The organism is Bradyrhizobium sp. B124 (genome assembly GCF_038967635.1).
GTDB lineage: Bacteria > Pseudomonadota > Alphaproteobacteria > Rhizobiales > Xanthobacteraceae > Bradyrhizobium.
The window spans coordinates 7452915-7475753 of sequence record NZ_CP152413.1 but is presented as its reverse complement, the minus strand read 5'-3'; the positions used below and the strand labels follow the sequence as shown (position 1 = coordinate 7475753).

General features: G+C 58.7%; 19 protein-coding genes and 1 pseudogene. 13 read left to right on the top strand and 7 right to left on the bottom strand.

The genetic code is table 11. From position 1 onward, the window contains the following. Positions 1-4 precede the first annotated feature (4 nt). From AAFG13_RS35540 to AAFG13_RS35515, 6 genes are read right to left on the bottom strand one after another with little or no spacing between them, the layout of a single operon-like run. The gene (locus tag AAFG13_RS35540; protein ID WP_342709728.1) at positions 5-535 is read right to left on the bottom strand and encodes a hypothetical protein; all 531 of its coding nucleotides are present in this window, start codon (positions 533-535) and stop codon (positions 5-7) included. Beyond that, entirely contained in the window at positions 511-1866 is a 1356-nt protein-coding gene (gene sctN, locus AAFG13_RS35535) for a type III secretion system ATPase SctN (RefSeq protein ID WP_342709727.1), read from the bottom strand. The genes AAFG13_RS35540 and sctN overlap by 25 nt, the downstream gene beginning before the upstream one ends. After that, entirely contained in the window at positions 1863-2486 is a 624-nt protein-coding gene (gene sctL, locus AAFG13_RS35530) for a type III secretion system stator protein SctL (protein ID WP_342709726.1), read from the bottom strand. Before sctL ends, sctN begins: the two co-directional genes overlap by 4 nt. Then, positions 2483-3103: a nodulation protein NolU gene (locus AAFG13_RS35525; protein WP_342709725.1), complete on the bottom strand. Its 621-nt coding sequence runs from the start codon at positions 3101-3103 to the stop codon at positions 2483-2485. The genes sctL and AAFG13_RS35525 overlap by 4 nt, the downstream gene beginning before the upstream one ends. A 19-nt stretch (positions 3104-3122) precedes the next feature. Further along, positions 3123-3983, bottom strand: a complete 861-nt coding sequence (sctJ, locus tag AAFG13_RS35520; protein WP_342709724.1) for a type III secretion inner membrane ring lipoprotein SctJ — start codon at positions 3981-3983, stop codon at positions 3123-3125. Positions 3984-3992: 9 nt separating this feature from the next. After that, positions 3993-4616, bottom strand: coding sequence for a nodulation protein NolB (locus AAFG13_RS35515; RefSeq protein WP_342709723.1), 624 nt, complete (start codon positions 4614-4616; stop codon positions 3993-3995). 91 nt (positions 4617-4707) lie between these two features. On the opposite strand from AAFG13_RS35515, the gene AAFG13_RS35510 reads away from it, so the two are divergent. The 3 genes and pseudogenes from AAFG13_RS35510 to AAFG13_RS35500 all read left to right on the top strand — a co-directional run. After that, positions 4708-5391, top strand: coding sequence for a nodulation protein NolW (locus tag AAFG13_RS35510; protein WP_342709722.1), 684 nt, complete (start codon positions 4708-4710; stop codon positions 5389-5391). Positions 5392-5618: 227 nt separating this feature from the next. After that, entirely contained in the window at positions 5619-6470 is an 852-nt protein-coding gene (locus AAFG13_RS35505; protein WP_342709721.1) for a hypothetical protein, read from the top strand. A 493-nt stretch (positions 6471-6963) separates the two neighbouring features. Continuing rightward, positions 6964-7219 (top strand): annotated as a pseudogene (locus tag AAFG13_RS35500) (DDE-type integrase/transposase/recombinase); the annotation flags it as partial. Between the two features lie 13 nt (positions 7220-7232). Here AAFG13_RS35500 and AAFG13_RS35495 read toward each other — a convergent pair. After that, complete coding sequence (locus AAFG13_RS35495) at positions 7233-8186, bottom strand: class I SAM-dependent methyltransferase (protein WP_342709720.1); 954 nt, start codon at positions 8184-8186, stop codon at positions 7233-7235. Between the two features lie 2550 nt (positions 8187-10736). Between AAFG13_RS35495 and AAFG13_RS35490 the strand changes: the two genes are divergently transcribed. From AAFG13_RS35490 to AAFG13_RS35445, 10 genes are all read left to right on the top strand, one after another. Next, on the top strand, positions 10737-12425 hold the full coding sequence (locus tag AAFG13_RS35490) for an HrpF/NolX family T3SS translocon protein (protein ID WP_342713459.1): 1689 nt from the start codon (positions 10737-10739) through the stop codon (positions 12423-12425). 1247 nt (positions 12426-13672) lie between these two features. Next, complete coding sequence (locus AAFG13_RS35485) at positions 13673-13906, top strand: nodulation protein NopA (RefSeq protein ID WP_342709719.1); 234 nt, start codon at positions 13673-13675, stop codon at positions 13904-13906. 116 nt (positions 13907-14022) lie between these two features. Further along, on the top strand, positions 14023-14913 hold the full coding sequence (locus AAFG13_RS35480; RefSeq protein ID WP_342709718.1) for a hypothetical protein: 891 nt from the start codon (positions 14023-14025) through the stop codon (positions 14911-14913). 33 nt (positions 14914-14946) lie between these two features. Then, positions 14947-15483, top strand: a complete 537-nt coding sequence (locus AAFG13_RS35475; protein WP_342709717.1) for a hypothetical protein — start codon at positions 14947-14949, stop codon at positions 15481-15483. Positions 15484-15485: 2 nt separating this feature from the next. Continuing rightward, entirely contained in the window at positions 15486-15911 is a 426-nt protein-coding gene (locus tag AAFG13_RS35470) for a histidine kinase (protein WP_342709716.1), read from the top strand. Positions 15912-15919: 8 nt separating this feature from the next. Further along, positions 15920-18043, top strand: a complete 2124-nt coding sequence (gene sctV, locus AAFG13_RS35465; protein ID WP_342709715.1) for a type III secretion system export apparatus subunit SctV — start codon at positions 15920-15922, stop codon at positions 18041-18043. A gap of 209 nt (positions 18044-18252) precedes the next feature. After that, positions 18253-18657 carry a tetratricopeptide repeat protein gene (locus AAFG13_RS35460; protein ID WP_342709714.1) on the top strand — a complete coding sequence of 135 codons (405 nt, stop codon included), beginning with the start codon at positions 18253-18255 and terminating at the stop codon, positions 18655-18657. A 594-nt stretch (positions 18658-19251) separates the two neighbouring features. Continuing rightward, complete coding sequence (locus AAFG13_RS35455; protein ID WP_342709713.1) at positions 19252-19680, top strand: hypothetical protein; 429 nt, start codon at positions 19252-19254, stop codon at positions 19678-19680. Between the two features lie 979 nt (positions 19681-20659). Beyond that, positions 20660-21004 (top strand): hypothetical protein, encoded by a 345-nt coding sequence (locus AAFG13_RS35450; protein ID WP_342709712.1) that lies wholly within the window; start codon positions 20660-20662, stop codon positions 21002-21004. 312 nt (positions 21005-21316) lie between these two features. Further along, positions 21317-22783 carry a pitrilysin family protein gene (locus AAFG13_RS35445; protein WP_342709711.1) on the top strand — a complete coding sequence of 489 codons (1467 nt, stop codon included), beginning with the start codon at positions 21317-21319 and terminating at the stop codon, positions 22781-22783. The last annotated feature ends 56 nt before the right edge of the window (positions 22784-22839 follow it).

The window sequence follows — 22839 nt, the reverse complement described above, 5'->3', positions numbered from 1 at the left end:
AGGTCTACTCGCCTCGCACTTGCGCGCCCAAGCCTCTCCGGTACCGAAGCAAGACTTCATCATCGGCTTCGATTTCGGCGGCGGTTTCACAATGCGCGTTGGCGATGCGCTGAACGTCGCGCTCGATCTCTTGCCATTTGTGGCTCGCCGCCGAACGTTTGGCCCAGAGGGTCCGCGCCTCGAGAACCGCAGCCTCGGCATGATCTTGAGCGGAACGTGCCTCCTCAAGCGTTCGCTGCGCCGCTGCAATCTCCTCCGTGAGCCGCCCAATGATGAGATGGCAGCGGCGCTCGAGTTCGGTCACCGATATCGCATCGGCCGATAACATTTCCCGATAAAGCTCGGCTTCGACGCCTGCGCGGTGTCTTTCGGCATTTGCACAATGCTCGGAAGCTTGTTCGACGGCTTGAACCGCGATGCGGCGCTTGGTTTCCATGTTGGACAGTTCACGACGGGCGCTCCGCTCCCTCATGTCCTTGACAAGCCGCAATTTCGACGTGTGAACGGGATTCAGGCGGTTAGACGCGACATCCATGCGACCGTCTCCTCAAAGCTGCATGCCTCCTCCTGCCCCTGGCGCAAAAATGCCCGCAACTCCTCGATCGAGGCGATCGCCCGGTCCGTCAACAGATCAGAGCCTTGCTTATATTCGCCGACCTTGATCAAAAACTCGGCCTCAGCGTAGCGCGAGAGCAGATCACGGAAGAAGGATGCCGCCTTGCGATGCGGCACAGACACGATTGCATCCATGACGCGGCTTCGGCTCGACAGCACATCGATAGCCGGAAAATGCTCTCGCGAGGCGAGCGCGCGTGAGAGAATGATATGGCCGTCAAGAATGCCGCGTGATTCTTCGGCGATTGGATCGCCCGCGCCGTCGCCTTCGACAAGCACGGTATAGAATGCCGTGATTGAGCCATGCTCGCCCATGCCAGCACGCTCCAACAGGCCCGGCAACAGCGCAAAGACGGAAGGCGGAAAGCCGCGCCGGGTCGGAGGCTCTCCTGCGGCAAGGCCAATTTCACGCATGGCGCGGCTAAAGCGCGTCAATGAATCCATCATCAGAACGACGCGCAGTCCTTGATCACGAAAATATTCGGCCAATGCCGTCGCCATATGAGCGCATTGCGCCCGCTCCATGGCCGAACGGTCCGAGGTCTCAACGACGACGACTGAACGGCACAGGGCCTCGCCAAGATGACGTTCGATGAATTCACGCACCTCTCGGCCGCGTTCGCCGATCAGCGCGACGATAGTGACATCGGCGGCCGCACCTTTGACGATCTGCGCCATCAGCGTCGACTTGCCACAACCAGCGTCACCATAGATTCCGATCCGCTGGCCTTCCCCACATGTCAAAAGCCCATCCAGGACACGAACGCCGAGCGGAAAGGGCAGTTCGATGCCGCGTCGTTTCATGGGATTGGGAGCCTTGCCGCGCAGCGGGCGAGCTTCACCAGTTTTTATTGGGCCCCTACCATCGAGTGGGCGGCCGAAACTGTCGATCACGCGACCGAGCAAATCGGGGCCGACTGGCACTTCTTGCATTCGCCCGGTCGTGACCACTTCCGCACGGTTGGACAAGCCGACCATGTCACCGATCGGCGTGAGCAACACCCCGTCCGGCAATAGACCGATCACTTCGGCCTCGAGCGACCATCCGCTCCGGGGATCTTGCAAGAGGCACAGTTCCCCGACACGGGCCTCCGGCAAGACGGCATGGAGCAGCGTGCCGATCGCCCGCGTGATCCGACCGCGGACGGCGCGCGTGTCGATTTGCTTTGCGGAAGATCTTAAGGATGAGAGTGCAACGTGGACAGCCCCTTCCCCTGCCGCAGCATCATGGATTGGTCGTTGCGTGGTCACGGCTCGCCTTCCTGCGAAGACAAACCAAGGCCGAGACGAAGCGCGCGGAGCTGCGCGGCAAGTCCAAGGTCGACATTGCCAAACTCGCTCCACAAAACGCACTGGTCCACCGTCAGTGCAGGATCCGGCTCAATCCTAACCCTGGGCCGACAGTCCCGTCCATCGTAGGCCGCGAACTGACTGGCCAGCAGATCGGCTTTCAGAGGGGATACGTGAAGGCAAACTTCCGTGTTGTTATACCTTTGCTCGATGGCATGACGGACACCCCGCACCAGCATCTCGCCGGGATCAAAGGCGCCCAGCAAATCGCTCACGATCTCAATAATCAGTTGCGGCAATTCCTGCTCCAGAACCGCCTTTCGCTGCGCCAGTTCACCAGCAGCCTGCGCAATCAGCCGCGCCATTTCCTCCGCGCCCGTCCTTACGCCCTCGGCATGGCCTCGCGTCCGTTCTCGCTCGTAAGCTTTGCGCCCCCAGTGACGTACGCGTTGCAGATGCCGCTCGGCAGCGGCCCGCGCGTATACGGCATCATGCCAGATCTCGAGCTCGGCCGCCGGAATCAGGGGTCCGAGCGGGCGAATTTGCGGGGCCACAGGCAATGCTGGAACATCGGAGGTCATCCCCTGGCAACCTCCGTCCCCAAATGGGCGATGACCAAGGAAAGCAGTGGGCCTGCGGCACTACGGTATTCGGCCGCCGGATTGTCTGCAGCGGTCCCAACGGGCAACCGCAGAAGCACGCGGGTACGCTCGAGCGCTGGAGCGTCTTCGAGCCAAGCGCCGAGACAGCCATGTCCATCATGTTCAATCTGTCGCGACAGTTGCTCCGGATCGGCAATCGGCGTCGTTGCGACCGCGCTGGATAAATGTCGGATCCCGAAAGCATGCGCTTCAGCACCGATCATTTCGACCAAGATCGATAGATCGTGCCTTGAAACCAGCTTCAGGACCGAGCGTGCATGCCAGATACCGCCCGCGAGCAGGGCAGCCCGACGCGGATCATGCCAGCGCAGAAGGTCATCATTCCAGTTGGCTCCGCTCACATCCACGTCGTTGCCAAGCAGCAGCTCGGCCAGTCTTGGCTGCAGTCTGGAGCTCTGCTGCAGCCGCAGCAATGTTGGAGGCGACAGCAGGGGATCGAGGCGCGCAGCGAAGCGGCTCGGATGGATCGAGGCAGCAAGCTCGCGCAGCCGATCGGCAGGCAGCGTGAACGAACGGTTGGGTTTGGTGGATGGCATGCCGACATGAGCGTCCTGACTATGTCGCATCGGAAATCAACTTTTTGCCGGCGGCATGGACCGCCGGCGCGTTCGAACGCCCGCCAAACATGGTCAGTTTACGCGATGATTGTCCGAACTGACGAATACGCGCGCCCAGCAAGACGTAAGATACGATGCCGAATGCGACGCCGGCGCCCCCCACCCCGAGCGCAAACAACGGTGTTGAAGCTGACTTTGCTGGTTGAGCCAAACTGGCTGCCCGCGCCTGCTCAAGTGGAGCATGCTCAACCGACACGAAGACGACCGCCACCTTGTCGTAGGACAGCCCTTCGATGCTGTTGGCGACGAGCATCTTGATCTGCGGTAACAGTGCCGCGAGCTTTGCGTTGGTGCCATGTCGAATGAAGACCGATGCCGAGGATGGGGTCGCATCTTGCCGCAACAAATCGTTCTTCGGCAGGACAACGTGGACACGCGCTGAAAGGACGCCATCGATATCGCTAATCGTGCGCGACAATTCTTCACTTAACGCATAAACGTAACGGGCGCGCTCTTCGATCGGTGAGGCAACCAGGCCCGATCCTTTGAACACCTCGCCAAGATTCTTGAAAGATTGACGTGGCAGCCCCTCGACATTCAGCAAGTCAATGGAATACGCGAGCTGCTTTTCCTCGACCTGGATTGTGCTGGTTCCGTCCTTGGCAACAACACGGACGGCATCCACACCCTTGCCAAGCAGAAGCGCAAGCATCTCATTGGCCTCACGCTCCTGAATCTTGGTGTAGAGATCAGCCTTGCAGCCGATCAACGGAAGAAGAAGTGGTAGGGCAAGACAAATGCGAAGCCGCCGCCACGATTGACGGCCGCCACTGCTACTCCTCAGCACCACATCAATCATCAGCCTCACTCAGCCCGCCGATAGCAGCTTGTTCAATGACGAGCTGACGGCGCTAGTGCTCTTGGAGACGAGGGACACCTGAATGACGTCTCTGTAGACATCCCGCAGGTTCACCATCATTGAATCAAACTCCGCTCCTACCGGTTTAACCGCCGCATGTGCGCCGACGTCGTCCACCTGCAAAAGCGACTGCGCAGCAGGTCCAGGTTGCGCGCCATTCGGAGCAGATGGCGCGCTGCAGGCAGCCGGAGGAACGGAATGGTTGTGGTACATGCTGGAAAGGGCTTGAAGGACGCGATCGCCCGGCGGAATCGCCAGCGCGTTCGCGCGCTGAATCTCCGATAACGGAGGAACGACCGCCACTCTGTCTGCAACTGAGGAGGCCGCGGCCTGATTGGAAGCCGCTTGCGCAAGGGACCGCTCAAAGTGCGCCTGCTCCCCAGGAGCCGCCAGCGAGCAGGCATTGGAAAGACAGTCGACTGAGTTAGGAGAGATCGGCGTTGCGCCTACCATCATAGAAGGGTTCATTGTGCTCGCGTGATGAGACCAGGCGTTGTTGGCCGATGAACGGATCAGGATCGTAGATTGGCGAGCTGACGAAAACCTGACGAAAGATGCCGCTGATTGCGTCATCTAAAGATCACGTTTGGCTTCCAAGTTGGAATGAAGAATTTAGGTTTTCTTCTCAAGCGGAAGACCTGCGGGAATACTGGTCCGATCCACGATGGTGCACATTTTGAAGAGAGTTCTCTGTGTCGGGGTTTTCATTTGTCTTGGAATAGTGAGGGCGCTTGGCGCATCCCTATCCCTGCCGTCGACCCCTTATAGCTATACGGTTCTGGATCAGGACCTTTCTGCCGCGCTGCAGGAGTTCGGCAACAATCTCAATATCAAGGTCAATGTCAGCACTGAGGTAAAGGGCCGGATTCGCGGGCGAATGCCCGACCTGCCACCACGGGAGTTCCTCGAGCGTTTGACCAACCTGTACAATCTTCAATGGTATTACGACGGGCTCGTGCTTTACATATCCGCTGCCCATGAGGCGCAAAGCCGGCTCATTGTGTTGACCCCGATCAGCTTCAACGCGTTCAAGACCGCGCTCGATGCGTTCAACATCTCCGATGAGCGCTATATCGTGCGGCCGGCCCCGGGAGATGGCCTCGTGCTGACTTCGGGCCCGCCACGCTTCATCGCGCTGGTGGACCAAACGCTCAAGGGCCTTGTGGCGGAGGCGCAGGCGCGGCGAGATCCCGCCGCTGCCGAAAAGCCGCCGCGGGAGTCGGTTTTGATGTTGTTTCGCGGCTCCTCGAGCATGGTCATTCGCGACGGACGACCGGAAAACCATTATTCTTCCGAAGTGCCGCATCAGGACGGCATCGTGCGCGAAGCTGGAACAAGCCAGAAGTGACTTAATGATGCGAGACGGCTCCGGCCGAAGTCGATCCGACCAGCATTGGCTTAAATCCATCTGATCGTCAGCTTCTCGAAAGATAACTCTTCCAGCATGAGCGCGCGGATGTCTGGACGGCGTGCCGCCGGGCGGCGCAATGGAGGTGCGCCTCCGTACACCAGACGCTCGAGCGGGAGCGTTCGCATCGCGCGATGTCAATTCATCTTTTTGAAAGGAGGAACAAGATGGACTTCAATCCGATCGGCCCGTCGAATACGAGCCCAGAGCCGGACTCACCGCGACCGGCCACGGACGCAACCGGCTTTGAGCAGCAGCTCGGCGCCGTGCAAGGTGGTGCTTCCCCGCATCGTGCCGCCTCCCCAGGGCACGCCTATTCGCCATATTTGGACGTAGACCATCCCTATTCGCGATACTTGGATGCTGGGCACCCCTATTCGCCGTACCTGGATTTAGCGCATCCCTATGCGCCAGACTTGGGTTGGGAGGGTGATCCACACACGCCGACTGAGGTCCACGCTGAACCGGCACCGGAAAGCTCCGCGCAGCACCTCTCGCAGCACACGATCGCTCAGGCGATCGAGGCTTATCCGGGTTTCGATCAGGATGAGATATGGCAAAATGTGGATGCCGGCACGCCGCACGCAGGGCCCTTGCATGCTGAGCCGCCGCACGTCGGGCCATCACAGGCTGGCCCATCGCATGCCGGGCCATCGCACGCCGGCCCCTCCCACGCCCGGCCATTTCAGGCCGGACCATCTCAAGCTGGGCCTTCCGAAGCTGCACCGCCAGAACTTTCCGAGTTCCGTATGTCGGACGGACGTCGCGCCAAGGATTACTGGGTTTTCACCGGCCAAACAGCCACAGGCGCTCAGATCGACATGCTGGAGCGAAGCGGAGTGATGCCGAGCAAGGACCACCCGATAAAAAATTTCACGCTCCTCGGAGTGCCTCACACGGCCGAATGGAGGGAAGAAGGCTTCATTCGTCTCACTCCGTCGCTGGACCCGACCCTTTGGCCTGCAGACCCGGATGAAGATCGACCGGCAGACTCGGGGGAAGATCCCCCTACCCGCTAGCGACCACAGCCGGGGCAGGGCCATATCCGAAGCGATAGATTGACCTTGCCAACGGCAGGAGAACTTGGTGACGGCCGCTCTGGCCGGCGGATATTGCGCCGGCCAAGCTCCTTCTTAAAGGGCCACTCAAGAGACCTGATCGAGGTAGGATAGCTTACGGCTCGAGACGAGCGATCAACAGCTGCCCCTCTTCACGCTACGCGCCTCCCAGCCGTCCGGTTTGCTGTACGTGGACACCGCCGCGCAAATCGACCACCTTGATCATCAAGTGCGATCGCCACATGCACACCCCCTGTAACGAGGTCGCGACTTCAACTCGGGCTTTCGCCGCCCCTCTGGCCAACGGGTACGTAAAGCAGTCCATCGGTCCGAATGGGCAAAGTCGCGCTGTCCTTGCCGCAGCAGGTCAGCGCGCTTAAACAGCATCTCCAATCATCTGCAGCGGAAGTGACAGCGGCGATAGAGTGGTCCGGGCGGTCGGTATGCGTTAAGTTTGCGCATAGTCGAGGAAATTCTGGCCCACGTGTCGCATTGATGCGATCTATGAAACCGCGCGTCAGTGGAGAGGGAATTCGGCAAGGCGCTCTCCGATCTGAATCTCAGCGCTCCCGCTCGCCGCGACAAATGGCATCTGGACGAAGTCGTTATCCATCGTCAGCGAACAACATCGGCTCTGGCGCGCCTTCGACCAGAACGGCCTTGTTTTTCACGTCTTGATCCAGCGCCGAAGAGACTCGCGCGCTGCACAGTGGTCCTTAACTGTCAGGGCTCCAGCGCAACCTGCAAGCCCTCGTTGCTTTCAACATGAACGTAACGGGGTCCAATCGGCCGTCCCCTGCCGCTGGCGACGGTGACAACGTCTTCCAGAGGCGTGGCCCGTGCATCCGCCTCTGGGCGAGACAAGATCAGATCGGCATGAAACAGCCCTTCTGATTCGAGGCCGGTCGCATCCACGCCAAGGGCCGCCAAGCTGGCCAAACAACTTTCAAACTCTTCAGCATCGCGAAAGCGACGCTGGATAAACGTCGCGCCGGTAAGACGCTCTGTCACAAGACCACGCTTTGCAAACGCCTCGGCCAACGATTCAAATGGGAACATTCGTAGCACGAAGGAGATGATCCATGGTTGCTTCTCTGTCGCATCGAGAATCTCGCTGAACGTCTTCTCGGTAACGTAGCCGATGCATCCGGTTGACATGATAACATCCACGGAGCGGAGAATGCGCGCGCTGTCGGTCGATAGCGCCTCCTTTTCAAGGTCAGCGACGATGCCCTGCTCCAAGAGGCCAACACTCTTTGCATAGCTGATCGCCCGTGCCGACACATCGAGGCCGATAAAGCGCGCCAACCCGACATCAGGCCAGGCTGCATAAAAACTGCGATCGAGACTCACCAGTGTCTCAGAACTGATCGCCCTCATCTCACGCCGGGCGTAACGGTGACGCAAGCCCCCGAAGGTCAGCGGAAAGCGATGCACCGCTGCGTTGATTCCGTATGAACATCCAACATCGAGCACGACGGGCTTAAGGCCGGTTGCCGAAGCTTTGGCTGCCAGGATTTGGCGCACAACCGGCTCAGCCACGTCCGGGATCATATAATCCAGGTCTCCGAGGATCGAGAAATATGCCCTCGGATCATCAGAAGCATAAATATCATAGAATATAGCTTTAGACCGATTAATACGCGAAAAATCTATCCGCAACGCAATTTCTCCCATCTCATTTGCAAGCGAGTCGACGGCAGGTGCCCTCGTACTCGCCCGCACTTTGGTATACAGGTCGGTCTTACACCCGCCGATGCGACAGCAGAAGCGGCAAGCGGACAAGAACATCCGCCTGCGTAAGACTATCATGAAACTGGTCCCGCACCGATGAACAGCGGCTGGAGATACGTTCGGCCGAGTTGAGAGCGGTCGAGGCAACGGCAGGCAACATGAGAAGAACCCTTTCTCTCGCGTGATAAGATTGGCAGCATTCGTGAGCGCTAATGGGCCAGCACCTTAGAGAAGCGAGCTGACCGAAAGCTGACGAGCGTTCGTTACCTGATGATCGCGGCTGGCTTCCATTTAGGAAGAAGCATCGGCCTCCAAATTTGCGACGAAAGTGCTATGTGTTACTGTTTCCACCTGCCTGACGTCGTCAGGACGCTCGGCGTGCCGCTGACGCCGCCATCGACGCCTTACAGTTACACGGTTCTGGATCAGGACCTCGCGACCGCACTGCAGGAATTCAAGTCACAATCGGAATATCCGGGGTCAATGTAAGTACTGAGGTGAAGGGGCGGATTCGCGGGCGGCTACCGGAGCTCCCACCGCGAGAGTTTCTCGACCGCTCGATCAAGCTCTATAATCTTCAATGGTACCACGATGGGCGGGTGCTTTACATATCCGACGCGCACGAGGCGCAAAGCCGACTACTGATCTTGAATCCGATCAGCTTTGATGCATTCAAGCGGCACTCGATGCACTCAGCATCTCAGATGAGCGTTATATCGTGAGAGCTACACCGGGAGAAGGCCTGGTCTTCGCTTCATGGTACCCCATCGCACTTGTGGTGCAAACGCTGGAAGGACTGCTGGCGGAGACACGAGCACGGCAGAGTACGGCCGGTGTCGACAAGTGGCCACACGCGTCCGCTCTGATGCTGTTTCGGGGATCCTCAAGCACGGTCATTCGCGACGGACGACCGGATGCCCCTGCTTCGCCGAAGGCACCGCATCAAGACAGCCCGGTCCATGCGACCAATTCTGGCCAACAATGGCTCGATCACAAAAAGTCGCTTGCGAAGAAATTCAGTGCGTCGTGCATACTCTTCGTCAGGTTCTCGAAAGCTGGTGCTGCCCGGCATGAGCGGGCCGGTATTGAGACGGCGAAGCCGTCACGCATCGCAACGACGCCACAGGCTTCGAGCAACAACTGTCCGAGCTAGGAGGTAGCGGCATCCTACATCGCGGCTTGCGGACTTTTTTCTGATGCAAACCTTTGAACTGCTCTAAAAGATTCGTCATACGGATGAAATTCGACGAGTAAGGATGAGAGACGATCCGCTGTCAGGAGTAAACGGACCTCAACCGCCAATAAGCAGACATGCGCGGTCAATCCAAGGAGCTTTGAGCAAGAACTGACGCGACCGCATGAAGCGGACGAATCTAACTAACTAGCATCTGATTTGGTCGAAGCTGGGAGCCGCGCCGTCGCGCGCCGAGCCATCATTGGATGGCGGCGAGCGGTCCAGTTCCCGGACGTGCCGCCAAGGACCACTGGTCTTCACTCGCCAAGCCGCCACATTCCTTAGCTCGACGTGCTGAGAAACTGCAATGTGATGTCAGGCTAGCACCTCCGGACAACAACTTTCGCCATCGCGGGTGTGCCGCACACGGCCGAATGGCGAGGAGAAGACTTATTCGTCTCACGAGTCGCTAAACCTGCTCTTGGGGCCAGTGCGTCCGCCCTTCGTAACCGCGTGATCCAACTGTTATCTGGTACTGAGCCCGCGACGTGGCTTCGATGCAGGGTCGAAGAGCGCGGCGGCCAAGGATGAATAAAAGGACAAAGGCCGGGGCGTTCGAGCTTTGATGTTTGTCAGTGCAACCTGGGTCCGCTCAACGTGTTTGACGATGGAGTTTTTCGAGGACTTAGTCGACGACCGGTATCTGAGCCGACCATGCTGGATGCGCAGCTCAGAAGGCGTCAGCACTTTTTTGGCGCAGGCGCGGGGGTGGCTACTGCGAAATCAGCGCCCACCTTAAGATGTTCCGGAGCTCTTGCGAGATTGTTGGACCAAATCAACGAATGCTCCGGATAGGCAGACGTAAAGTTTTAACTCGCTGACATGGCACCAGGCCAGGCGAACGCAACCAAACGAAGCTGGCACCGGCATTGAAATACGTCCAGGCCCCTTGCTGGCAAGGCTATTTCATCAATCACCTTGAAATCGTCTGAGCGCCGTCAGCTTCTCGAAAGGTTGTCCGTTTTACCATACGGCGTGAATATCTAGACGACGGTGTTCCCATGGATAGTCGCGGAACTGAGCGCTGAAGGCGCACTGAGCAACAGGACGCAAGTGGTAGGACCTGTTGAGCTCTGCCGATCAACACTCCTTGTTCGTCGCGATCTCGGGCCGCGCCGGTGACCGCCTTGTGGTGCACTCTTTATATCGGAGGACGTGTAATGTCAGTCGACCTATCGCCAACCGCCAACTCAAGTGTGGCTTTCTCCGGAATGCCCGCCCCGTCCTCTTCGGCGCAGGACTTTTCCAGCTTTCAGGCGATGCTGGCCAGCCTCTCGTCGAAAGACACGACCAGCGATCATTCAGCACCGCAGGAGCCGGCCCCCACAGAATCAACCAAGCAACTGACGGAGGAACTCACGCAGGAGGCGCGGAATATCCTGCCACCAGAGATGAGGGCAGCATTGGATGCATATCAGGATGACCCACAGCCGTCCTGTGCTGCCGGCAGCCCGATCATTGCGGAAGCGCCCGTACAAAGCTCAAGGATCACCTGGAACGGTGGCACGCTGACTAATGCGGAACTGCAGATTGTCTCTGTGCTGAACCGCCACAAGGACAAATGCCCGCTTGATTGGAAGTCTCTGGGAGATTTGGCCAACGATCCCTCGACACCGCCGGATCTAAAGGCGGCGATCGAGGCACTGCAACAGGACCCGGAGCTCTTCTATGCGATCGGTTCGCAAGGCGACGGCCGCTGTGGCGGCAGGATCAAAGGGGGCGATCTCTGCGGCTTTTCCGACCATCACCCTCAAGTTGCCGCGTTCCAGGAGCAGCGGGCGCGGACCTACGAGCAGAACTACATGCCGTCCGACGGTACCGGGAACGGTGAGCCATCGGTCATGAACCTGACCGATGCCTTGCGCGAACTCTACCGTTATTCCGATAACCTGCCCAAGAACTTGAGCCTTGCGGATTTCAGGCACATCGTGGACGGCAACGCCGACATTGGCAAATGCCCCCCACAGGTCCTCGCGGCGGCGCAATATTTTCTCGACCACCCGAATCAATGGAAGCAGTTGTACGGCGGCTCGATAGATCAGGTCCACAAAGAGGACTTCCTGCAGGTCGCTTCGTCATCGATGAGTCTCACTCGACCCGAGCTGGGCACACTAAATACGATCAACAAGAACCAGGACGCTTTCTTTGGGAATGGCGTTCTGACCCGGGAAAAGCTCGTGAGTATGGTGGACGACAAGAGCTTTTCCCCCGAGGTGCGAAGCGCGGCTTCCCAGCTGCTCTCGGATCCTGTGCTGTTCGGGTTGATGAACAACGCGATTACTGGCTACAAAACCCACCACAAGTTTTTTGACTTCGGCGGCGGCCATACGGTTGATTCCGGAAACATCAGCAGAAACGATTTCAACCAGTTCTTCAACAACATGTCTGGTGCGAACCGCGCCGCTCCGCAATTGAAAACGCATGCCGCTCAAACGCCGGCCGAACAGGAGGCCATCGCGGACATGATGATTGGCGTGGCAGACCAGCCCGACATCAAGTCTCCCAAGAAGAACGGTGGCGCCCTCATGCACGCACTTAATGACGTGCTCAAGATAGGCTCGAAGGTGCTCGACTGGACAGCGACGGCCGTTGGTGTACTCGGCTTCATTCCAGGGCTGGGCGAACTGGCCGATCTTGCTTCAATGGTGATCGAGGCCGAAGCGCAAGCTGCAAATCTTCTGCACACCGCGATCAGCGGCGGCAACATAAAGAAGGCGCTGGAGGAAGCCGGGCTCAGTCTTGCGGCGCAGGCCGTGGGTTGCATCGCCGGCCCCGAGGTCAAGATAGCGATTCGAGAAGGCTTGGTGAAGCATGCAATTCAAGAAGCGATGACTGCCGGCATCAACCTGCCGGTGTCGATGGCCCAGTCCTACGTGGAGGACTATCTGAATAACCTTAAGGCGCGAATTGAATCCGAGCGCACGCAAGCTGCAGGTGCCTACGCCTAGCGTAGCGGCGCTATCGACGCAGGATAATGCTGGAACGAAAGGCCAGCTTGCGAGGCCACCACGCGGTAGGGTCGTCCCCGCCGCGCAGGTCGCGCAAGCATGTTCGATGCTTACACCGACGAACGTGCTTGTCGCTAGCTAAACCAGCGCATTTGTCGGCTGCACTCGAGCGCCCGACGGGCATTCTCACATCGCGTGCGCCACCGCGAAGATTTCGCCGGGCCGATTGCGTCACCCGTCGCGGACGGTGAACTTGTCAATACCTTCAGCTCGCGACGGAACCGGACGGAGCGGCAAAGCTAACCGGTTTACGTCGCCGGATCGAGAGCACATTAATGGACGTGACGCTCTAAGGTCCTTGTCTCCAGCGCCTCCTGATCGCTGTCCACGAAAGTGATCTATATGGGTCTGCTACGAGCGGGACTGGAGGATCGCTCTTCGTCGCTGACTCGCATGAGCAACTTTAACCTACCGCCCCGCCCGGGGCAGGATCGAGACAAAATCGCTGCCTGGTTCGAGGCAACTAAATTGCCGAACGAGCTGCGAGAGGTCCCGGCCGGGCGGGCCCCGAGATTGGGCGACGTCAAAGCTTAAGCCCATTTTATCCGTCCTGGCGCTCACATTCCGCTCATCAAAGCTGCGCTTTGATGAACAACGGCTTGCCTGATCAAGTGCCCACATAGGCGAGACTTGTACCAACTCACTGATCGCAGCTTTCGTCGGTACACTGCCGAAATATGAGGCGGCCTGTCCAGAGGCAACATCAAAGAGATTGGCTCACTGTATTTCTGAGGCTCGTCAGCTTGTCGAAAGCTAATGCTTCCATAGTAGACGTAACGGAGACTGCTTCCTCCGCACGAACGAAGTTTTGAAGTAGGAGAACCCGATGCGTATTTCCAGCTCCGGCGCCGCTGGGCACCTTGATTCTGACCTCCACGCGACTGGCGGGGCCAAAAAGCGATCTCGGGCGCCTGGCGAGCACGATGATCATGGCCAATCGCATGGTGCAGGAGCTCCCTTAAATGGCGGCGCGTCTGGTCCAGACGCTGGCTCGCAAGCCGCTGCTATGCAGCAAGCGTTCAACGCCGCTCTCGGCGCCGTCGCTATCCAGTTTGTAAGTAGTGCAATGGGTCGTTTCGACGATGCCATGGCCGAGACAGAGGAGGATTCCTGACCTCGCATGTTGCGGCGTCAGGAAAATCGGAGCCGCAAGGCGCGGCAATCTTCAAATAAACAGGAGAAACAATATGGCTGGTAAGATTAGTCCTTCTAATATCTCGACGGCGGGTGGCGCAGCCGGTACTGCTACTGCAGCCTTGGGTTCCGCCGCCGCTGAAGTTGCGGGAGAAGCGGCATTCAACAGGCAGCTCGCCGCCCTGACTGCCAGCAGCACGAAGGCTGCTGAAAGGGATGTAGAGCTTCGCGTCGTCTCGACAGAGCTCTCGACCGTCAAGAAAGTGGCCGACGAGCGGGTGCAGTAACGGATGAAGCGGGACGAAATTATATCCTCCCACTTTTGCCGGCCGCATCATCTGTGAGGTCGCAACAGACCGTACGGCTTTGCCGTACGGTCTCGTTCTTCATTCAGGAGACGATCGTGAATGAACCAGCTTCCCCGGTATTCGAAGTGTTGTCGGGATGTTATTCCGGGCTGACCGGCAAAGCGGGGAGCGGCTCCTGCTTGATTGGCAGCAGCCTCGATGCTGATTTGGTCTTCATCGAGCAGGGCCTCGAACCGCACCATCTTCGCGTCAGCTGGCATGTCAGCTCGATCGAGATCGAGGCCCTTGCCGCGGACGTCGCGATCGAGGGCCGCGCCCCTATTTCGCCAAATGAGACCGTTGTTGTCCCTCTTCCTGCCGTCATCCATATGGGCGCCATGTCCATTCGCTGCTCGACCGAAGGCACTCAGCAAGCCGGCTCTACCGGGCGCTGGCATCTACCGATTATCCCGCTCGCCTTGATCCTCATCAGCTCTGCCGCAGTTGGCACCCTTTCAACGAGACTTGTCCAGTTCGACAGCGCCGCAGCGCTGAGCACCTCGTCCCGCGCCACGGACATTGACCCCAAAATCGCGCTCGCGACCCCTGATGTTCCGGCCACCGACGCAGCGGCTCAACGGCTGCAGGGGGAAGTTGACACAGCGGGCCTACTCGGTATCAAAGTCGGCTCTGGGCCGGGCGTTGTGACCGCCGATGGCACTATTACGCCTGCCTCGCTCGCTAAATGGCGGGACGTCCAGCAGCGGTTCGATGTCCAAAGCAATGGTGCTTATACGCTCGTCAGCGCGGTCGCCATCAAGGAGGAGAAGGCGCCCCCCGCAATTGCCGTCCAGGCAGTTTGGCGCGGAAACGACCCTTATCTGGTCATTGCTGGTCAGAAGTACTTCGCGGGCGCACTCCTGAGCAATGGATGGACCGTAAAGGAGATCGAGGACGGACGTGTGCTGCTGACACGCAATGGCCAGCTTGCTGCTTTGTCCTATTAGAGTTTTAGCCCGCGGCCAACGAAGGAACGTTTCATGACTAGGCTGCCGCAGCGGTCCGTAGAGCCTGGCACCGCCTTTCAGGGAATTAACAACGAGCATCATGCACCTGTCATCGCCCCGGCCACACCTCAGGCCAGCAGCATCGGCATCGACAAGGTCCATGCAAACGGCAAGGGTCACACGTCAGTTGTCCAACAGCGCGAAGCGCAGGAGCCGTTGGCTGCCAGCACGATCGATAACGCGCTCGAACTCGAGTCAATCGATCCGATCTCGCGGATCAATCCCACCGATGCCACTGAGCACGCAGGTAAGATCGAAACAAGTTCGGCACTAACCTGGCTGACGGGCCCCAATCTCGCGCATAGCCTGCTCTCCTTTGTCACGCCCCGCCTGCGTCATTCGCATGTTGTACGTCCAGAGCAACACGGCCTTCTCCTCGAGCGTCTGGCCGATGCGCTGTCAGCCGCGCCAGAGGGCTCGGTGGCAGGCGACGGGGCCGCGCTTCTGCGGCTGGAGCTGCGGCGGTTAATCCTGCTCCGGCAGAATCACAACAGCTTGATCCAAGGCTAGCAATGCCAGATCCGCTCGAAGTGCAGCACTTCACACCTACCCAGTCGTCGAATGTTTCCAAAACCGATCGGGTAGTTGCGATCTCTGGGCCCGAGCGCAATTTGCTCTGCGCGCTTTCCTATGTCCACCTTGCGTGTGGGCAGAGCGCACACAGTCTGGCCCTCTTGCGGCTCGTCGTTCACGAACATTCTCAAGACATCGAGCTGCTTCGCATCCTCGCCTATGCTCTCATCTCAGAGCGCCTCGGCGAGGAAGCGCTATCGGTAGTGGACAGGCTGGACATGCTTGATGATCAGCCATCGTCGCGTCTGCCATTACTGCTGCTGCGCAGCCATGCTCTGCGTCAGGCTGGCCGCATGACCGAGGCGCAGGCCACCTTCAAGCGCTATGTTTCCTTGCGGGGCAACTCGGCTCCGGTCAAACAATAAGGCTTTGCATGGCCAGGCACCTACGAAATCTCGTCGCCCGCGCACCGGCCCATCCGGATATCATGGTCGCACTGATGCTGCTTCTGGCGATCGGCATGATGATCATGCCGATCCCGATCATCGTGATTGACATGCTTATCGGCTTCAACCTTGGCTTTGCCATATTGCTGCTAATGGTTGCCCTCTATCTCAGCACGCCGCTTGATTTTTCGTCGCTGCCGGGCGTCATCCTGATTTCGACGGTATTCCGTCTCGCGCTGACCATCGCAACAACGCGGCTTATTCTTGCTGAGGGCGACGCGGGCAGCATCATCCACACGTTTGGCGACTTCGTCATTTCGGGAAATATTGCTGTCGGAATCGTCATATTCCTCATCGTGACCATGGTGCAGTTCATGGTTCTTGCCAAAGGCGCCGAACGCGTCGCAGAGGTGTCGGCGCGCTTCACGCTCGACGCGCTGCCGGGCAAGCAGATGGCGATCGATGCGGAGCTGCGCAATGGCCATATCGATCAGCACGAGGCACGTCGCCGGCGCGCCACACTGGAGCAAGAAAGCCAACTTCATGGCGCCATGGATGGTGCCATGAAGTTTGTGAAGGGCGACTCAATCGCCGGGCTGATCGTCATCTGCATCAATATGCTGGGCGGGATCAGCATCGGCCTCCTCTCCAAGGGCATGTCGCTCGATGAGGCGCTGCATCAATATACGCTGCTGACGATCGGCGATGCGCTCATCTCTCAGATTCCGGCTCTGCTGCTGTCGATTACGGCCGCGACCATCGTCACGCGCGTCAACGGGCCTACCAAGCTCAAGCTTGGCGCCGATATCGTCAATCAACTTACGGCGAGCACACAAGCGCTTCGGCTGGCGGCCTGCGTCTTGTTGTTGATGGGACTCATTCCTGGCTTCCCGTTGCCCCCGTTCGTCACCTTGGCCGTGCTCTTCGCTGCCGCAAGCTATGTCAAAGTCGGTGCGAAAAACGACAAGGCTGCCGCTAATACAGGCGAAAATGTCACCGCTTCGGCTTCGGCTTCGGCTCCGGCTCCGGCACAGAAGCAAGCCGCTCATGCGGAAGCCCTTCCGATTGCGTTATTCCTTGCGCCGAACTTGACGTATTCGATCGACAAGGACGAGTTGGAACAACGCATCGCGCGCGTTTCAACGTTGGTATCGGCAGACCTTGGAATCACGATTCCGCGTATCCCGGCCCAGATTGACCAGAACCTGTCAAAGTCGCAGTTCAGGATAGATGTCGACAGCGTGCCGGTTGAACGAGATGTGATCGATCCGACGCAACTCGCGCTCAACGATGATATCGCGAACATTGAACTAAGCGGCATCCCCTTTCGGCAAGATCCGGAGACGGCTCGCGTATGGATCGAAGAACGCCATGCAGCTGCGCTTAAAGCCGCCGGAATTGGACACCACCGCTCGAGCGAAATTCTTGCTTTACGTCTCCATTCCACATTGACACGCTACGCACAGCGCCTGGTAGGCATTCAAGAGACCCGCCAATTGCTCAGCCGGATGGAGCAGGAATACGCTGATCTGGTAAAGGAGGTGCTGCGTACGACGACAATCCCTCGAATCGCCGAGGTCCTGCGCCGTCTACTCGATGAGGGTATTCCAATTCGCAACACCCGCCTGCTCCTGGAGGCACTGGCAGAATGGAGTGAACGCGAGCAAAACGCCGTCCTGCTCACTGAATATGTTCGTGCCGCTCTGAAGCGGCAGATCTGTTTTCGCTATGCCAATGCCCACCGTGTTGTGGCCGCCTTTATCATCGAGCGTGAGACCGAGGATATTGTGCGCGGCGCGGTGCGCGAAACCGCTGTTGGCCCGTACCTGGTTTTGGACGATTGGCAGAGCGAGAAGCTGCTTGCACAGTTCCGTCAGATCCAGTCCACCATCGCGCAAAATCAGAGCCAGCCCGTCATTCTCGGTTCGATGGATATCCGGCGTTTCGTACGCGGTTTCCTCACTCGCAACGGGATCGATTTGCCCGTTCTGTCCTATCAGGATCTTGCCTCGGATTTCACGGTCCAGCCGATTGGATCGGTCAAGCTTCCGGCTGCCAAGGACCAGGCTCCTTCCACGGAGCGTACTGGGCTCCTTACCGCTGCGAGCTAACAGAGCCACGGCATGTCGCCATGAGGCAGCCTATGAATTCGTATGAGACAAACATCGGGCGGCACTTGTGCTCCTTTCGTCCGAACTCGTGCTCAGCCCTCCTCGCCATTGTACTGCTGGCAGGTTGCGCCACCTCGGAGCGGTCGGGTCTCCCAGTCCAGCAAATGTTCAGATCAGACCTAGCCGACGCCAAGCAGATCGATCCTGCTATGCGCGAACGCATTTCGCACGCTCTCGGTCGGGATTCTGATGAGCAGACTCTGCGCGATACGTTGAAGCAACAACCGGACAACATCGATGCGGCGATTCCTCTTGCGCGGGCCCTCTTGGCGCGCAAATCCCCGGATGAAGCGCTTGATGTGCTTGATACCGTGTTACTGGCAGTCCCCGGCGACCTGCGCGCGCTGAATGCCAAGGGTGTCGTGCTCGATCACGAGGGCCGCCATCACGAGGCGCAAGCGCTCTACCGCCAAGCTCTCCAAACAGAACCCGCAAATCTGATGTTGCGCAACAATCTCAAATTGTCGCTCGCACTTGATGGGAAGCCGGCGACCGGGAACGCCAGTCTACAACCGCAAACGGACGGCGGGCACGCGTTGGACCGATCGAGGTAGCGGGGCGAACAAGCACGATCCGCCGATGCTCGATGCCTAGCTGTCAGCTTGCCGACAGCTAGGCTGACTATGAGTCGCACCAAGGCGCAAGGGCCAGTTCCCGCGAAGCAACGTCGTCGATAGGAATGCGAATCGCCATGTATACCCGCATCAATGACTCATCCATCACTCACGCCGCAAGTGTTTCCGATGAAACGCGACAGCGCGCCACCCATGACCCCTGCGCTGATGAGGATAGCCAAAGATTCGCGGACATGTTTTCCGCGCTGAATTTAGCAACCACGGGTTCGCAGGCTGGTTCATCTTCCACAGCAACCCGGCCCTACTCTTTGGTTTCCGAGCCGCCGGTGGTTGAGATCTCGAGGCTACCTTCGAGGACAAGCTAGCGGAGTTTTATGGCGACGACATAGCGAATATCGCTGCGCATCCGCAGCGGTATTCCCGTCCCGTTTCCCAGAAAGCCCAGCGCACGGCGGACATCCCGTTTCGCTTCGGCACGAAAGCCGGTTCGGAGGAGGCGCGATATTTCAGCTATCAGCTCGGTAACAAAGTAACAAAAGCGTTGGGCTCCTGAGAACGGAACCCGGCGGCCCCATGAGCGAGCTGTTCAAAGGCGACAATGCTTGGCGGGAGACGTTTCCTGGGCGAGATGAAATCACGTCAACGATAGATTTCCGTGTTACTCATCCACTTGTCGATAACGCGGGCGATATTCTGCTGGAACATCAGCTCCGGCTCGATGGCAACGAACCACTCGTCCTCTCTCACTCTTTCAACCCCGAAGCGAAAGCTCGCGCACGAGCATTGGGCTTTGTTGTGGTAAGCGATTCGATGATGGTGCTTGACCCCACCAAGCGCGCGGACAAGTGGAAGAAGAACAGCGAGGGCAAATGGCAGCGAGAAGGCAAACCTCCTTTATATTTTGCCGCAGCTGAAGGCAATGGCAGTGGCGATGCCAAGCGTGGCGGGAGTGCGACAAATCCCGCGCAAGATTCCGACGACGATGAATACGACTTTATGTAGATCGCACAGGCTCACACTGAGACAGCTCATGTGATTAGCCAGATCAGCCTTGGCACGGGTCGGACCCGCATCTGATGCCTTCGGCATGTAACGCTTTGATTACCGACATCAAACTTCCTGCACCGGGTCGGACCGGAGGGATTGCGGTTTACGCAAATCAGCTTGTCCGCTTTCCCGTGCGCAGGCCGCGTCGGACTCGCCGGCTAGCGCGCGCCATCGATATCCATCGCGCGTTTGTCGAACACGGTCAATGCCCCCGGCGGCTCTGCAGGTTTAGTCGCCATGGCTCATCGAGCTCGCAAGCCTGCTATTGCGTTGACCACAAGCATGCGGCGGGCCGGGATCCCCGCAATGAAAAGGGGCCGAGCTCCGCCGAAAGCAGCGGCAGCTCATCATTCAAGCCACCAAGAACGGGCATGACCATTTCCACTGTCTAACGACGCACTCAAGGCGTTTCCGAACTGCTCAAGTGCTACGGTCCGCAGAGCCGCAATTGCATCCCACCAAAGCAAGGAGGTGACGGCGTGTTTTTGTTCATAGCAAATAGGCTTTGCGAGTGTTCGGGCGATAGTTCGCGCGCCGGAGCGCTCGCGCCGCTCGCGATAGGAGCACTCGGATGACCACGCCGGTTCGGCGGCGCTGGAGTCCAAGAGAGCTATTTCACGCTCTTACGCCAGCGATGTTCACCGCCGAGCCATCGGTTGTACGCGCACGTTGGGACAAATTGTGGCCTGATCTGTACACCGAGTACGACGCCAGGCATTTGAGACAAGAATTGTCAGCCCGAACTGATCGCGACCGATGAAGCTGGGGCGTTTTTCAATGCCTGGGAGGCCGATGAAGAGCGCCACACCGATGGCTTCATCCGCATCATTGAACTCGTCGCTAATGGATCCGAAAAGGATCTTCGGAGGAGATTGGACGCTCGATCGCATGATTTGGCCCGATCGGCGAACACCTGAAGGACGAATTATCCCTGATGGTTATGATCGCATTCGATGAGATGTGCACTTGCCGCGCCTATGCAGCAGAAAAGCCATTTTATGACGCCCTTGGGAACAACACGTTCCATCATTGGTTGCGGGAGGTAATTGCCGACGAGGCGGTCCACTCGATGAACGCCTTTAACGTTATCCGTGCGCGCTACCGCGACCGCATTGGCCAAGTGGGCCCAATTCTCGATAACCTGATCCGCGCTACCGATCATCTACGCTATTCTGGCACCTTCGTCCTGGACTACTTCGGCGGAGTGTACTCCAAGGAGCTGCTCGCCGGCTCCCGCCTCGCGATCATGAGAAATATTTCCAGGCCACTCACGGTGTAGAGCGAGATGTGTAACAGCGTGCCTGGCGAAAGTTGAGCCGACGTCACATCGCCGCTCAGTTTACCTTCCCCGTAAGTTTCCATTCTGGCATTGCACCAGGTTGTCGTGCGACGTACGCAATGTCGTGTTCACGACATGCCGACCGTCGACCTTTGACCAGAACATACGCGCCGGTTCTGTTTTGCGTCCACTTGGCGTGCCGCGCCGCCGTGCGCAGGCCATCGGGCAATTGGCCCGGCCTTTGCTCTGCTGCATGCCAAACGGCGTGCGGCTCGCCGCTTTGTCGATTGCCCGCCACAAACGTGGATCACCATGGGAACGAAAGGCGATGCCATGAAGAACCGGAGTTCGGTCACTGCCAAGGCGCAAGGTACCGCCGCTGGTGCCTTCGACCCGACGACGCGCACCGCGCTGGCGGTCGAGCACAGAACAGATTGTAGCACTGACTTATACTTTCCTGAAGAGGGCATCGTATTTGCCGAGGACTCGGTCAAGTCGGATCGACCAGCCAGCTTCACGCTTCAGAACGGCCTGCAGGTGGTGGTGATTGCGGATCATCGTACGCCCGTTGTGACTCAGATGATCTGGTATAAGGTCGGCTCCGCCGACGAGCCGCCAGGCAAATCAGGGCTTGCGCATTTCCTCGAGCACCTGATGTTCAAGGGCACCTCCAAACATCCGGCGAATGAATTCTCCCAGACCGTGCTGCGCGTCGGGGGCAAGCAAAACGCCTTCACCGGATTCGACTACACCAGCTATTTCCAGCACGTGCCACGCGAGCAGCTCGGCAAGATGATGGAATTTGAAGCCGACCGCATGACCGGTCTCATTCTCAAAGATGAGAATGTGCTGTCCGAGCGCGATGTCGTGCTGGAGGAATTCAATATGCGCGTCGCCAACAATCCCGGCGAGCGGCTCACTGAGCAGATGATGGCGTCGCTTTACCTCAACCACCCCTACGGTCGCCCTATTATCGGGTGGCGGCAGGAGATCGAAAAGCTGGACCGCGAGGACGCGCTTGCCTTCTACAAGCGCTTCTATGCACCGAACAACGCGATCCTGATCATCGCTGGTGACGTGGATCCCAAGGAAATCCGCCCCGTGGTGGAGGAGAAGTTTGGTGCCATCCCCCCGCAACCTTCGATCCCCGCGGAACGCCTGCGACCGCTGGAGCCGACGCCGGCTGCGTCGCGCACCGTGACGCTGACCGATCCCCGCGTCGAGCAGCCAGTCTTGCGCCGCTATTATCTCGTGCCGTCGGCTCGCACTTCGGAGAGTCGAGTGCTTGATGTGCTCGGGCAACTGATGGGCGGTGGCGTCAACTCATATCTCTATCGCACGCTGGTAATCGACAAGCAGCTCGCGGTCAGTGTCGAGGCGAGCTACCACGCTGCCGCGCTCGATCCCTCGCAGTTCGTGATTACCGCCATACCAAAACCTGGCGTCAAGTTCGATCAGATTGAGCGCGGCATCGACGAGGTGATCGCCGACATTGCGCATACCCCCCCGAGCACCGAAGATCTCGAGCGCGTCAAGACGCGGTTGATCGCGCAGGCAATCTACGCCCAGGACGATCAGGAAATGCTCGCGAGCTGGTATGGCAGCGGTCTGACGACGGGACTATGCATCGATGATATTCGAGGCTGGCCGGATGGCATCCGCGCCGTCGGTGCACAGCAGGTGCAGGAGGCAACGCGGAAATGGCTCGACAAGAAACGCTCGGTGACCGGCTATCTCATCAAAGAGTCAGCGCCAAAACACGAGGAGAAGCTACAGTGACCTATTCTTGCACACGACGTGGGGTCCTCCTCGGCGGAGCGTCGCTCTCAATCGCG

Coding starts and splice junctions, on each gene's coding strand:
- AAFG13_RS35455 (WP_342709713.1), top strand. CDS start 19,252: ATGAGCGAGCTGTTCAAAGGCGACAATGCTTGGCGGGAGACGTTTCCT.
- AAFG13_RS35450 (WP_342709712.1), top strand. CDS start 20,660: ATGGTTATGATCGCATTCGATGAGATGTGCACTTGCCGCGCCTATGCA.
- AAFG13_RS35475 (WP_342709717.1), top strand. CDS start 14,947: ATGACTAGGCTGCCGCAGCGGTCCGTAGAGCCTGGCACCGCCTTTCAG.
- AAFG13_RS35510 (WP_342709722.1), top strand. CDS start 4,708: ATGGTGCACATTTTGAAGAGAGTTCTCTGTGTCGGGGTTTTCATTTGT.
- sctL (WP_342709726.1), bottom strand. CDS start 2,486: ATGACCTCCGATGTTCCAGCATTGCCTGTGGCCCCGCAAATTCGCCCG.
- AAFG13_RS35515 (WP_342709723.1), bottom strand. CDS start 4,616: ATGACGCAATCAGCGGCATCTTTCGTCAGGTTTTCGTCAGCTCGCCAA.
- AAFG13_RS35505 (WP_342709721.1), top strand. CDS start 5,619: ATGGACTTCAATCCGATCGGCCCGTCGAATACGAGCCCAGAGCCGGAC.
- AAFG13_RS35525 (WP_342709725.1), bottom strand. CDS start 3,103: ATGCCATCCACCAAACCCAACCGTTCGTTCACGCTGCCTGCCGATCGG.
- AAFG13_RS35470 (WP_342709716.1), top strand. CDS start 15,486: ATGCCAGATCCGCTCGAAGTGCAGCACTTCACACCTACCCAGTCGTCG.
- AAFG13_RS35445 (WP_342709711.1), top strand. CDS start 21,317: ATGGGAACGAAAGGCGATGCCATGAAGAACCGGAGTTCGGTCACTGCC.
- AAFG13_RS35460 (WP_342709714.1), top strand. CDS start 18,253: ATGCGCGAACGCATTTCGCACGCTCTCGGTCGGGATTCTGATGAGCAG.
- sctV (WP_342709715.1), top strand. CDS start 15,920: ATGGCCAGGCACCTACGAAATCTCGTCGCCCGCGCACCGGCCCATCCG.
- sctJ (WP_342709724.1), bottom strand. CDS start 3,983: ATGATTGATGTGGTGCTGAGGAGTAGCAGTGGCGGCCGTCAATCGTGG.
- AAFG13_RS35490 (WP_342713459.1), top strand. CDS start 10,737: ATGCTGGCCAGCCTCTCGTCGAAAGACACGACCAGCGATCATTCAGCA.
- AAFG13_RS35540 (WP_342709728.1), bottom strand. CDS start 535: ATGGATGTCGCGTCTAACCGCCTGAATCCCGTTCACACGTCGAAATTG.
- AAFG13_RS35495 (WP_342709720.1), bottom strand. CDS start 8,186: ATGGGAGAAATTGCGTTGCGGATAGATTTTTCGCGTATTAATCGGTCT.
- AAFG13_RS35485 (WP_342709719.1), top strand. CDS start 13,673: ATGGCTGGTAAGATTAGTCCTTCTAATATCTCGACGGCGGGTGGCGCA.